Annotated in this window: 11 protein-coding genes; 5 read left to right on the forward strand and 6 right to left on the reverse strand. The window is 72.9% G+C overall.

What is annotated here, in order from left to right; translation table 11 throughout:
• Positions 1–66 precede the first annotated feature (66 nt).
• The 3 genes from ACH414_RS15465 to ACH414_RS15475 form a co-directional block, all read right to left on the reverse strand.
• Positions 67–1,683, reverse strand: a complete 1,617-nt coding sequence (locus tag ACH414_RS15465; protein ID WP_398942112.1) for a transporter — start codon at positions 1,681–1,683, stop codon at positions 67–69.
• Complete coding sequence (locus ACH414_RS15470; protein WP_382532817.1) at positions 1,680–2,519, reverse strand: ABC transporter ATP-binding protein; 840 nt, start codon at positions 2,517–2,519, stop codon at positions 1,680–1,682. The genes ACH414_RS15465 and ACH414_RS15470 overlap by 4 nt, the downstream gene beginning before the upstream one ends.
• A gap of 104 nt (positions 2,520–2,623) precedes the next feature.
• Positions 2,624–3,289: a bifunctional DNA primase/polymerase gene (locus ACH414_RS15475; RefSeq protein ID WP_382532815.1), complete on the reverse strand. Its 666-nt coding sequence runs from the start codon at positions 3,287–3,289 to the stop codon at positions 2,624–2,626.
• Between the two features lie 301 nt (positions 3,290–3,590).
• On the opposite strand from ACH414_RS15475, the gene ACH414_RS15480 reads away from it, so the two are divergent.
• Together ACH414_RS15480 and ACH414_RS15485 are read left to right on the forward strand one after the other, a co-directional pair.
• Positions 3,591–4,973, forward strand: a complete 1,383-nt coding sequence (locus ACH414_RS15480; protein ID WP_382532813.1) for a transcriptional regulator — start codon at positions 3,591–3,593, stop codon at positions 4,971–4,973.
• A 130-nt stretch (positions 4,974–5,103) separates the two neighbouring features.
• Positions 5,104–6,369 carry a hypothetical protein gene (locus tag ACH414_RS15485; RefSeq protein WP_398942114.1) on the forward strand — a complete coding sequence of 422 codons (1,266 nt, stop codon included), beginning with the start codon at positions 5,104–5,106 and terminating at the stop codon, positions 6,367–6,369.
• A gap of 3 nt (positions 6,370–6,372) precedes the next feature.
• On the opposite strand, the gene ACH414_RS15490 is transcribed toward ACH414_RS15485, so the two are convergent.
• Positions 6,373–7,638, reverse strand: coding sequence for an ABC transporter substrate-binding protein (locus ACH414_RS15490; RefSeq protein ID WP_391769402.1), 1,266 nt, complete (start codon positions 7,636–7,638; stop codon positions 6,373–6,375).
• Between the two features lie 193 nt (positions 7,639–7,831).
• On the opposite strand from ACH414_RS15490, the gene ACH414_RS15495 reads away from it, so the two are divergent.
• On the forward strand, positions 7,832–8,278 hold the full coding sequence (locus ACH414_RS15495) for a hypothetical protein (protein WP_382533341.1): 447 nt from the start codon (positions 7,832–7,834) through the stop codon (positions 8,276–8,278).
• 46 nt (positions 8,279–8,324) lie between these two features.
• Positions 8,325–9,176, forward strand: a complete 852-nt coding sequence (gene purU / locus ACH414_RS15500) for a formyltetrahydrofolate deformylase (RefSeq protein WP_382532807.1) — start codon at positions 8,325–8,327, stop codon at positions 9,174–9,176.
• A 322-nt stretch (positions 9,177–9,498) separates the two neighbouring features.
• On the opposite strand, the gene ACH414_RS15505 is transcribed toward purU, so the two are convergent.
• Both ACH414_RS15505 and ACH414_RS15510 read right to left on the reverse strand, forming a co-directional pair.
• Positions 9,499–10,722 carry a zf-HC2 domain-containing protein gene (locus ACH414_RS15505; protein WP_386565404.1) on the reverse strand — a complete coding sequence of 408 codons (1,224 nt, stop codon included), beginning with the start codon at positions 10,720–10,722 and terminating at the stop codon, positions 9,499–9,501.
• Entirely contained in the window at positions 10,719–11,303 is a 585-nt protein-coding gene (locus ACH414_RS15510) for a sigma-70 family RNA polymerase sigma factor (RefSeq protein ID WP_382532801.1), read from the reverse strand. The genes ACH414_RS15505 and ACH414_RS15510 overlap by 4 nt, the downstream gene beginning before the upstream one ends.
• A gap of 205 nt (positions 11,304–11,508) precedes the next feature.
• On the opposite strand from ACH414_RS15510, the gene ACH414_RS15515 reads away from it, so the two are divergent.
• A complete protein-coding gene (locus ACH414_RS15515) occupies positions 11,509–11,898 on the forward strand; it encodes an STAS domain-containing protein (RefSeq protein WP_382532799.1) in 390 nt (129 codons plus the stop codon).

Below are 11,898 nucleotides of genomic sequence, written 5' to 3' on the forward strand. Positions count from 1 at the left end.
AGGGCCGGACTCCTCGAAACGGGAGTCCGGCCCTTCGCCGTGAGCCGCGTGCGACCGGCCCCGGCCCTAGCCCTTGCTGACCGCCGCCAGGATCTCCGGCAGCCGGCCCGCGAGCCTCGGAGCCGCCAGCCGCAGACCGCCCCAGGTGACCAGCGCGCCGTACAGCACCCCGCCCGGCAGCAGCAGCCACAACAGGTCCTCGTGGTCGGCGAGGTGGAGGTAGAGCGTCATCCCGATCACCGGCGCGCACAGCACGGCGGCCGCGAGCATGCCGCCGAAGATGGAGATCCAGGCGAGCCCGCCCTGCCCCGGCGCCACGTTCTTGTACGCGCTGTCCTGAGGGATCGAGTACGGGAAGTTCGCCGAGGCCACGGCGCCCGTCGCCACCATCGCGCCGAGCAGCGCCAGGGCCACGCCCAGCGCCTCCGGCAGCTTCTGCCAGGCGTCGAGCATCCCGGCCGTCACCGCCGTGACGAGCAGCGTGTACGGCACGGTGACGGTCAGCAGCGCGAGGGCCCGGGCACGCAGCTCCGCGTACGCGTCGGCCTTCGTCGCGATGGTCTGGGCGACCATCCAGAACGCGGAGGTGTCCTGGCCGAACTGGTTGTACATCTGGATGCCGAGCATGCCCGAGGCGAAACAGGCGAAGTAGATGGTGCCGGTTCCCTGCAGCGCGTTGAAGACGGGCACGATCGCGCCGATCACCAGTGAGGTCACCCACGCGGCCTTCGTCTTCGGGTCGCGCCAGATGTAGCGCAGGCTGCGCTCCATCACGGTGCCCGTGCGCCCGCCCGGCAGGATCCGGCCCAGCAGACCCGAGGACGCCTTGTCCTTGGCGCCCGCGTCCGAGGCCGCGCCGATGGTGGAGCCGTCCGGCTCCACCATCAGACGCACCAGGCTCCGCTGCCACCAGTAGACGAGGCCCACGAGCGCGGCGGCGGTGAGCAGCAGCTTGGCCGCGGCCACGGCGTAGTCGCCGTCGCCGGCCGCGTCCACCGCGGAGACCGCGGAGGCCGGCGGCAGCCAGCCCACGACCTCGGCGGCCGGCTCGACGGAGCTCAGTCCGCCGACCCGACTCAGCCGCTGGGCGCCGAAGTTGACCAGCTGCATGCCGACGGCGATCACGAGGCCGGACAGGACGGCCAGGTCACGCCCCTTGCGGGAGGTGAGGAGCCGCACGTTCGCCGCCGCCACCGACCGCGACAGCGCGACGCAGACCAGGACCACCATCGGCACGGCGAGGACGGCGGCGACCGTGCCGGCCGCGCCGCGTGCGAGGGCCAGGGCCGCGCCGAGGGTCACGCACAGGGTGAACACCGGGCCGACGCCGACCAGCGAGGCCACGAGCAGCGCCCGGACCAGCGGCCGGGGCCGCAGCGGCAGCATCACGAGGCGCGAGGGGTCGAGGGTCTCGTCGCCGCTCGGCACGAACAGCGGCATGACGGTCCAGGCGAGCGCCATGACCCCGGTGAGCAGGACGGTGACCGTCGGCGCGTTGACGCTGCCGCGCATCAGCAGGAAGCCGAGCAGCACGAGCGCGGCGAAGACCGCGGCGAAGACGACCGAGGCGATGTAGGCGGCCGTCCGGCCGCTCGACTGCTTCAGGCCGTTCTTCAGCAGCGAGAGCTTGAGCCGTACGAAGACGGAGGTCAGCGAGGGGGCGGGCACGGTGGCGGTGCTCATCGGCCGGAACCGCCCAGCCAGTCCAGGGACTGACCGGCGTCCCGCCCGTTCGCGCCGACCAGCTCCAGGAACGCGGCCTGCAGCGACGGCGCCTCGCCCCGCACCTGCGCCAGCGGCCCCTGCGCGCGGATCTGGCCCGCGGCCATCACCGCGACCCAGTCGCACAGCGACTCCACCAGCTCCATGACGTGGCTGGAGAAGACGACCGTGGCGCCGGAGGCGGTGTAGCGCTCCAGGACGCCGCGGATGGTCTGCGCGGAGACCGGGTCGACGCCCTCGAACGGCTCGTCGAGGAAGAGGACTTCCGGGTTGTGCAGCAGGGCGGCGGCGAGCCCGATCTTCTTGCGCATGCCGGTGGAGTAGTCGACGACCAGCTTGTTCTGCGAGCCGGCCAGGTCGAGCACGTCGAGCAGCTGGGCGGCCCGCTTGTCGACCTCGGCGCCGGGCAGCCCCCGCAGCCGCCCGCTGTACGCGAGGAGTTCACGGCCCGAGAGGCGCTCGAAGAGCCGAAGCCCCTCGGGCAGGATGCCGATCCTGGCCTTGACCTGGGCGACGGACTCGGGGTCCGCCCAGACGTCGTGGCCGGCGACCAGGATGCGCCCGTGGTCGGGACGGAGCAGGCCGGTGATCATCGACAGGGTGGTGGTCTTGCCGGCGCCGTTGGGGCCGACAAGACCGATGAACTTGCCCGCGGGCAGGACCAGATCGATCCCGTTCACCGCGATCTGCTGTCCGAAACGCTTCCACAGCCCCTCGACGCGAACGGCGGGCACCGCACCGGATCCCGGTGCACCGCCCGCCGTTTCGAACACTCCGTCAAATGCCTGGTCAGGCATCATGTTGCGTCAACCCTTCGGTCGTCCCCGTATTGACGGGCACCACCTTACGGCTGGGCGCCTTTCGGCCACATTGCCTGGACTCGGCAGTGAGGACGGGCCCGTCACTGCCGCCGGGCGCGCGCGTCGGCCGCCTCCCGGCCGCACGCGTAGGCCAGCGCGCTGATCAGCTCCTCGGCGTCCGGCAGCCAGCGGTTGGCCGGTGTGGGCTTGCGGGCCCACTGCACCGCCCCGAATCCGCCGACCCGGGTCGGCGGCGCCGCCACGTAGTGCCCCTCGCCGCGGGTGGCGAGATCGATCGAGGACGGCACCCAGCCGAGCTTGCGCACCAGGTCCGGCACCTTGGCGGCCGCGCCGGGCAGCACGAAGAAGAACATCCGGCGGTCGGGCGTGCAGGTCACCGGGCCGAGCGTGAGCTCCATCCGCTCCATGCGGGCCAGCGCGAGGAAGCCGGCGGACTCGGGCACCTCGAGGGCGTCGAAGGTGCGGCCGGTCGGCAGCAGGATCGACGCCTTGGGCTGCTTCGACCACATCCGCCGGGCCCCCACGGCGCTGCCCGTGGCCTGGGTCGACCAGTCGGGCCGCGCGGGGTGCGCGCCGGGCGCGGGACACTCCTCCGCGCCGCAGGAGCAGCGCTCCCTGCCCTCGACCGCCTCCAGCCAGGTCCCGGGGAACACGTCCCAGTGCCGCTCTTCCGCGTACCGCACGGCACTGTCCAGCAGCTGCTCGCCGCGCTGCTTGGGGATCTGTGCGGCTTCCGTGACTCCCATGGTCTCTTCCACGTCGAACTCAACTGCCGCCGTCACCTGGGGTTACGGGCGCGGCGGCGAGCGGTGTGGAGCATCGATCCTGCACGCGGGGCGCACGGTTGCACGGGCGGGGGCGCGCGTGGGGCAGGAGAGCGGCGGGCGGGTAGGCAGGAGCGGGGGGCGTCGGTGGGGAGGGTCCCGTGGGGGTGCTCACGACCGTCGTGTCCGGTTTCGCGTGTTCACATCGGCATTGACCGGATATCTGCCGGGCATTGATCAGTCCTGTTGTTGATCACCGCACGGCCTCAGGGGGTTAGTCATCATGGCAGCCAGGCCACTCGTCGCCCGCCAGCCCAACGAACGGCTGCAGGCGCTCATCCAGGAGGCCGGGTGCTCCAACGCCGGCCTCGCCCGCAGGGTCAACATGGTCGGCGCGGAGCGCGGCCTCGACCTGCGGTACGACAAGACCTCGGTGGCGCGCTGGCTGCGCGGGCAGCAGCCGCGCGGCCGGGCACCCGGCGTCATCGCGGAGGCGCTCGGGCGCAAGCTGGGCCGCACGGTCACCATCGACGAGGTCGGCATGGCCAACGGGCGCAACCTGGCCTCGGGCGTCGGCCTCCAGTTCGCGCCGACCGTGCTCGGCGCGATCGAGCAGGTCTGCGAGCTGTGGCGCAGCGACGTGGGCCGCCGGGACTTCCTGTCCGGCTCGGCCGTCGCCGCCTCCGCGCTCGTCGAGCCCAGCCGCGATTGGCTGATCACGGGCGCCGACCCGCAGGTCGCGCGGGCCGCGGGGGCGCGGGTCGGGCCCTCGGACGTCGCGGCCGTACGGTCGATGACGGCGGCGCTCGTCGACCTCGACCGGCGCTTCGGCAGCGGGCACGTGCGGCCCGTGGTCGTGCACTACCTCAACAGCGTGGTGTCCGGGATGCTCTCCGGCTCCTACCGGGAGGCGGTCGGCCGGGAGCTGTTCGCGGCGGTCGCGCGGCTCACCGAGCTCGCCGGGTACATGGCCGTGGACACCGGCCAGCCGGGGCTCGCCCAGCGCTACTACATCCAGGCGCTGCGCCTCGCGCAGGCCGCCGGGGACCGGGCCTACGGCGGCTACGTACTGGCCGCGTCCATGAGCCACCTCGCCGCCCAGCTCGGCAACCCGCGCGAGATCGCGCAGCTGGCGCGGGCCGCGCAGGAGGGCGCGCGGGGGCGGGTGACGCCCCGCGCGGAGGCGATGTTCCTCGCGGCCGAGGCCCGCGGACACGCGCTCCTGGGCGACGCCCCGGCCTTCGAGCTGGTGGCGGGGCGCGCCGTCGACGCCCTGGAGCAGGCCGACCCGGAGTCGGGGGACGACCCCGACTGGATCGCCCACTTCGACGGGTCCTACCTCGCCGACGAGCTGGCCCACTGCCACCGCGACCTCGGTCAGGCACGGGAGGCGGCCCGCGCGGCCGAGCGGTCGCTGGCCGGACACCCCGAGACCCGCGCCCGGCGCCGGGCGATCGGGCTCGCCCTGCTCGCCACGGCCCAGGTCCAGCAGCGCGAGGTCGAACAGGCCTGCCAGACCGGCACCCGCGCCCTGGAACTCCTGGTGACCCTGCGCTCCTCGCGGGGCATGGAGTACCTGGACGACCTGCGCGGGCGCCTGGAGCCGTACGCGGGGGAGGCGGTGGTGCGGGAGTTCGGGGCGAGGCTGGAACTGCACGCCGCCTGAGGGGGCGGGGCGAGCGGGGTACGTCACACCTCTGTCACACGTGTGTGCGGGGCGCCGTGCGCACCCGGTAGCGTGAGCCGACGATTCCGTAGGTACGCAGGTCCATCAGCAGGCATCAGTAGGAGTCCCGGTGACGCACAGCGGACAGGGGCCGGAGCAGCAGTATCCGGCCGCTCAGCCCCTCCCCCCTGAGGTGACCCCTGGTGGCCCCTCGGACGCCCAGGCGACGCAGTACCTGCCGCCCGTGCCGGCCCAGCCGCCGGCGGCCCCGCAGCCCGGCTACGGCTACCCGCCCGCGCCGCCGCAGGCCCAGCCGCAGCCGGGGTACGGGTATCCGCCCGCGCCCCAGCCGCAGCACCAGCCGGGCTACGGCTACCCGCAGGCGCCGATGCCCGCCGACTCGGCGGCCACGCAGTACCTGCCGCCGGTGGCGGGGGGTGCGGACGCGCAGGCGACCCAGATGATCCCGCCGGTGGCCGCCGCCCCGGCGGGCCCGGACATGCAGGCGACCCAGTACATCGCGCCCGTACCGCAGCAGGGGCCGCCGCAGGGCCCGACCGGCGAGCGCCCGCCGCTCGCCGACTTCGAGAACCTCTTCCGCAGCGACACCCCGCAGCCGGCCGCCCAGCCCGTCGTCCAGCACCAGCCGTCGGTGCAGCTGCACCAGCAGCCCTACCAGCCGCCGGCCGCCCAGCCTCCGTACGGGGGCGGCTTCCAGGACGCGTACTACGACGAGTACGACGAGCCCGAGCAGCCCCGCCGGAAGTCCCCGCTCGCGCTGATCGGCGCGGTCGTCGTCGGCTGCGCCGTGGTCGGACTCGGCGCCGGCATGCTGCTCAGCGGAGGCGACGACGACAAGACCGACCAGAAGGGCGGCCAGAACGTGGCCGCGAGCTCCGCCGCGCCCTCCGCCGACGGCGCGACCGAGAAGGCGGCCGACCCGGCCGAGGAGCAGGCCAAGGAGCTCGACAAGCTGCTCGCCGACAGCAACAACAGCCGCGACGCCGTGATCCGCTCGGTCGAGTCGATCAAGAGCTGCTCCAACCTGGACCAGGCCGCGAGCGACCTGCGCGGCGCCGCGGAGCAGCGGCGCGGGCTCGTCACCCGGCTCGAGGCGCTCTCCGTGGACAAGATCCCGGACAGCGCGGCGCTCACGGCCGCCCTCACCAAGGCCTGGCAGGCCTCGGCGTCCGCCGACGACCACTACGCGGCCTGGGCGGTCCAGGCGAAGAGCAAGAAGGTCTGCAAGGGCGGCAAGGCCCGCTCGACCTCGCAGACCGTCGAGGCCAACAAGAAGAGCGGCGAGGCGACCACCGCCAAGCGCGAGGCGGCCGGGCTGTGGAACCCGACCGCCGCGAAGTACGGACTGACGAAGCGCAGCACGACCCAGCTGTAGCCGCTACGGCGCGGCGAGCACCGTCTCGCCGACGTCCACGAAGCCGGGCTTCTGCGCCACCAGACGCCCCTGGCGCACCACCTGGAACGTCACGTCGTGGTTGACGATCCGGGGGAAGCCGGGGGCACCGAGCAGGTCGTCGTACCGCCAGCGCAGCGCGGGCGTCAGACCGCCGGTGTCGATCCGTACGCCCTTGTCGAGCGCGTGCGAGAGCTGTACGGCGCTGACCTTGTCGCTGGCGAGGGACTCCACGACCTGCTTGAGCACGGTGTACGCGATCCAGGTGGTCTGCACGCCGGCGTCCGCCGGGTCGACCCGGTTGTCGACGAAGGCGTGCTCCTGGATCACCTTGCGCATGGGCGCCCAGCTCTTGTCGTCGGCCTCCGGGTACCAGCCGGTGACGTACGCGCCCTCGAAGGGGCTGTGCGCGCCCCCGGTGCGGTCGATGAGCGGCTGTCCGACGCTGCCGAGCACGGAGGAGATCCGCACGCCGTCCTTGTCCTTCCCCGTCTCCTCCTCCGGGAGGCGGCGGAAGGAGTCGAAGAAGGTCTGGGTGCGTTCGCCGAGTACGGCGGTGACGCAGCCGCCCTCGTCCCCGGCCCGGGCGCGGGCCCGGCCGGCCTGCTCGGTGTACTCGGCGGCGTCCTCGACGGCCGGGATGTCGATGGCCTGGCGGTGACTGGCCTTGCGCAGGCCGGAGTTGAGCAGGTCGGGCAGCTTGTCGCCGGCGATCGTGTCGGGACGGACCAGGGACACCTTGCGGCAGCCGGCCGCGAGCTGCATGCCGTGGCCGGCGATGAGGGAGGCCTGGCCGCCGTTGACGGGGTACGAGAGCGGGGAGGTGAACTCGTCCTCGGAGATGCCGTAGCCGCCGATGTACGGGATGCCGGCGGCCTCCAGCGGGGCCATGAAGGCGCGCCCGTTCTGGCTGTAGGAGCCGACGACGGCGACGGCGCCCTCGCGGACGGCCCGGCGGGCGCAGGCTGCGGCGCCGGCGGAGGTGTTCTGTTCGTTGCAGGTCAGGACGCGCAGCTCGTGCCCGTCGATGCCGCCGTTGGCGTTGACCCAGCGGGCGTAGGTCTGCGCCATGGCGGGCATGCCGGGCATATTGGTGGCGCGGGTCTGGTCGGGGGCCCAGGTCATGACGGTGACGGGCTCCCTGGAGCCCCCCGTGGCCCCAGGGAGTACGCCGCAGCCGGCGAGCAGCGACGCTCCGGTCGCCGCTGTCGTGACGTACGCGAGGAGTGAGGTAAGTCGCCTACCGGTCATGGGCATGCACACTTCCGCCTCATGGGTAACGCGGGAGTGAGCGGGATTCAACGCTGGGTGACGTGAAGGTGAATTACCGGGGCCGGTGGAGGCCGGGAAGGGCGCTGTCAGTGGGTGAACGTACGATCGAACGATGTCCGGTACCACCTCCCCTTCGGTGAACTCTTCCCGTCGCGGCCGTCGCTCCTCCACCATGGGCGGCATGCCTCTCAACGACATGCCGTGGTGGCGCTGGCGCAGCAACGTGCGCTCGGCGCTGCACATGCTTTCGGACCCGGGGTTCCACGAGACGACCTGGCTGGCCGGCCAGGAGGGGTACGGCGACGTCACCGACGCCGTCTACCGCCTGGTCGAGGACACCTGGCTGGACAACTGGTCCGCGGAGAAGTACGTGGGGACGATCTTCCGCGACTCCGGCGAGGCCGCGCTCGTCGACGTGGCCGTGCTGCGGGTGCTGCGGATCATGCACCAGGTCGGCCCGGACGCGCCGGTCTCCGCGTATCTGGAACACCACGGGTGGCCGGAGGCGGTGCGGGCCGCGCGCGAGGCGCACGTACGTCTGGCGACGGCGGACGGGGAGGACCCGGACACGCCCCCGCGCTCCCTGGAGATCCTGCGCATCATGACGAGGTCCGCCTGACGGACGGCGGGGCTCCGGCCCCCTCGCGATGTGGCAGGCTTGGCGAATGACCGACCAGTACGTCCTCACCCTTTCCTGCCCCGACAAGCAGGGCATCGTGCACGCCGTGTCGAGCTATCTCTTCATCACGGGATGCAACATCGAGGACAGCCAGCAGTTCGGAGACCGTGACTCCGGTCTCTTCTTCATGCGGGTCCACTTCTCGGCGGAGGCGCCGGTCACCGTGGAGAAGCTGCGGGCGAGCTTCGCGGCGGTGGGCGACTCGTTCACGATGGACTGGGCCATCAACCGGGCCGACGAGCGGATGCGCGTCGTGCTGATGGTGTCGAAGTTCGGCCACTGCCTGAACGACCTGCTGTTCCGCTCGCGGATCGGGGCGCTGCCGGTGGAGATCGTGGCGGTCGTCTCGAACCACACGGACTTCGCGGAGCTGGTGGGTTCGTACGGCATCCCCTTCCGCCACATTCCGGTCACCCGGGAGACGAAGGCGGAGGCGGAGGCGGAACTCCTCTCCCTGGTGGAGTCCGAGAACGTGGAGCTGGTCGTCCTGGCCCGCTATATGCAGGTCCTCTCGGACGACCTGTGCAAGGCCCTCTCGGGCCGCATCATCAACATCCACCACTCCTTCCTGCCGAGCTTCAAGGGCGCCAAGCCGTACCACCAGGCGCATGCCCGCGGTGTGAAGCTCATCGGTGCGACGGCGCACTACGTGACGGCCGACCTCGACGAGGGGCCGATCATCGAGCAGGAGGTCGAGCGGGTGGGGCACGAGGTGACGCCGGACCAGTTGGTGGCGATCGGTCGGGACGTGGAGTGCCAGGCGCTGGCGCGAGCCGTGAAGTGGCACGCGGAACACCGAATCCTCCTGAACGGCCACCGCACGGTCGTCTTCGCATAACGCCGACCACACCCGCGCCGCCCGTTGTGGGCATTCGTTCCGCTGGGGCGGAACGGGTGGGCACAACGGACGGCGCCCCTTGCCGGGCCTAGGCTTCCGCGCCTGAACCCGCACCACGGGTGCGGCGCGCTGGGGGCCGGGGCTCAGGCACGGGGAGCGGAGGCGCCGCTGAGGGCGCCGTCCCGTGTGCCCACCCTCCCCCAGACTTCGTCCGGGGGACCCCCACCGCCCTGCGGGACGATTGCCCACACGGGGGTGGGCGAGGCGGAGGCCGCCCGCACGGGCGCGGGCGCGGCGGCGCGCACTCCGCGGGCGGAGGCGGCTACAAGTGGCTCAAAGACGCTGCTGTCGTGAGGACGTCTCGGATGGCTTCGCGGTCGCCGTCCTGGCCCGCCGCCGCTTCCTCCGGCGGCACATGCCCCGCGAGGAGCTGGCAGAACTCCACTCCGTCCATCGCCACCTGCGCCACCGCGTGCTCGCGGGAGCCGAGCGCCGCCGGCGAGTCCAGCGCGATGTACCAGTGGCCCCCGCCCGCGCCCTCGATCTCCAGGTGCAGGGAGCGCCCCGGCGAGCCGGCCGTGACGAGTTCGCGGGCCGGGGCCGCCAGGCCCGTACGGCGGCGGCCGGCGAGGGCCGCCGGGAGGAGCCGGGCCGCCAGGTCGATCATGCCGTGCATGTGCGCCCCGCTCGGCGGGTCGTACGGATAGTCCACCGCCTGCGCGATGTCCCCCGCGTGCACCCAGCACTCGAAGGCCCGCTCCAGCAGCGAGTCCCGCAGCGGCAGCGCCATGTCCCCGTACGTCACCGTCAGGTCCGCGACCCCGCGGCCCGCGAAGGACACCGTACGGATCAGCGTGTGGCTCTGCTCCCGCCACGGCTCGCGGATCGCGCGGGTCGGCGGGCGCAGCGAGCCGGACCAGTACGTCTCCGTGCGTTCGGTGGGGGAGAGCTCTCCCACGCCCGGGCCCAGCGGGTCGTCCAGGCCCAGCGACGCCGCCACCAGGCCGTCCACCGCCAGGAGATGTCCGATCACCCCGGCCACGGTCGTCTTCCGGTTCACCCGGCGTTCGTCCTCGAACCACTTCAGCCGCACCGGCGCGTGCCACTCCGACTCGCCGATGTCCTGCAGCAGCGCGTCCAGCCGCGCCGTCTCGGCGTCGTAAGGCGTCGCCCACGCGGGCACCGGGATGCGGGCCGGGCGCCGGCCCAGACAGTTCTCCAGGACCCGCGAGCGCAGCAGCGGATCCAGGTCCAGGTCACGCTCGGCGTGCAGCAGCCCCACCGCGTCCCGCAGCCGCAGCGCCTCCTCGGCACACGGCGCGCACTCGGTCAGGTGCTCCTCGACGGCCTGGGTCTCCTCGGCCGAGCACGCCGACAGCGCCCACGCGCCGAGGAGGGATTTCAGTACACGGTGAGGGAGAGGCTCCGGCGGACGGATGGGTTCCGTCAGGTCCGCGTGGTCGTCCGGGGACCACCGCGGGGCCGGTATCCGCGGGGCGCGTGCGGTCTCCCCGGTCTCCTCGGGCTCGTCGTTCACCCCGCTCACAGCGCCCGTCCGTACGCACCGGGCGGCGAGGAGCCCTCCACGGGACGGGTGTTGGCCGTGGACAGCAGTTGCAGGCCGAGGCGCAGCCGGCGGCGCGCCTCGTCCTCCGTGACCCCCAGGTCGGCGGCGGTCTGCCGGTAGTCCCGGCGCTGGAAGTACGCCAGCTCCAGGGCCTGCCGCAGCGGTGTCGGCATGGACGTGACGATGTAGTCCGCGCGGGCCGCGACCGAGGCCCGTCGCACCTTCTGCTCCAGCTCCTCCACCGAGCCCTCGCCGCTCTCCGCGTAGGCCACGGCCTCGGCCTGCCGCAGCCGGTGCACCGCCTGCCGCTGGGTCAGCCGGGCGACCCAGGCCCGCATGTTGCCCTGCTTGGGGTCGTAGGCGTCGGGGTTCTCCCAGATGTAGCCGAAGACCTCGCGGGTGACCTGGTCCGCCGCGTCGTCGTCGTCGAGCACCCGGTGGGCGAGGTTGTGCACGAGGGAGGCGAAACGGTCGTAGAGCTCGCCGAGGGCGGCCGCCTCGCCGCGTGCGAGGCGCTGCTGCATCCGGCGGTCCCAGCGCGGTGGTGTGTCCTTCGCCATCCGAAGCCCTCCCGAAGCCCTCGGTCACCGCTTCCAAAGTAGTGCGCCATGACCCGGCGCACTTCGGTTTGCCGCAAGTGCGCCCTTGACGGATCCGCGGATGGTAAGGAACGGGGCAACCTCGCCGACGGGGGTTTCACGGCGCCGCGACGGGGCAGCGGGGAGGGGAGCAGGAAGCACTGCCTCCGGTTGAAAGGCGCCGCTCGTGACGATCAGAGTCGACGAGGACGAGCAGAACTCATGGACCGTGCTGCGCATCAGCGGCGAACTCGACCTGGTCACCTCCCCGCGGATCCGCAGACGCGTCCACGACGCCGTCGCCGCCGGCCGCCGCGACGTGGTCCTCGACCTGGCCGCGGTCCGCTTCTGCGACTCCAGCGGCGTCGGCGTGCTCGTCGCCGCCCGGCGCCTGATGCGCTCCTGCGGCGGCCGGCTCCGCCTGATCCTGCCCGCCCGCGGCGCGGAGGACGGCGCCCACGTCAACCGCGTCCTCGGCGCCCTCGGCGTCCGCCGCCTCTTCGAGGTCTACCCGGACCTGCCGGCCGCCCTCGACGAGGAGGCCGAACCGCTCCGCTTCGTCGCCCCCGCCTCGTGA

It is taken from the genome of Streptomyces sp. NPDC020422 (assembly GCF_044386705.1).
Lineage (GTDB): Bacteria > Actinomycetota > Actinomycetes > Streptomycetales > Streptomycetaceae > Streptomyces.

Coding starts and splice junctions, on each gene's coding strand:
- ACH414_RS15480 (WP_382532813.1), top strand. CDS start 3,591: ATGGCAGCCAGGCCACTCGTCGCCCGCCAGCCCAACGAACGGCTGCAG.
- ACH414_RS15510 (WP_382532801.1), bottom strand. CDS start 11,303: ATGGCGAAGGACACACCACCGCGCTGGGACCGCCGGATGCAGCAGCGC.
- ACH414_RS15475 (WP_382532815.1), bottom strand. CDS start 3,289: ATGGGAGTCACGGAAGCCGCACAGATCCCCAAGCAGCGCGGCGAGCAG.
- purU (WP_382532807.1), top strand. CDS start 8,325: ATGACCGACCAGTACGTCCTCACCCTTTCCTGCCCCGACAAGCAGGGC.
- ACH414_RS15465 (WP_398942112.1), bottom strand. CDS start 1,683: ATGAGCACCGCCACCGTGCCCGCCCCCTCGCTGACCTCCGTCTTCGTA.
- ACH414_RS15495 (WP_382533341.1), top strand. CDS start 7,832: ATGGGCGGCATGCCTCTCAACGACATGCCGTGGTGGCGCTGGCGCAGC.
- ACH414_RS15470 (WP_382532817.1), bottom strand. CDS start 2,519: ATGCCTGACCAGGCATTTGACGGAGTGTTCGAAACGGCGGGCGGTGCA.
- ACH414_RS15490 (WP_391769402.1), bottom strand. CDS start 7,638: ATGACCGGTAGGCGACTTACCTCACTCCTCGCGTACGTCACGACAGCG.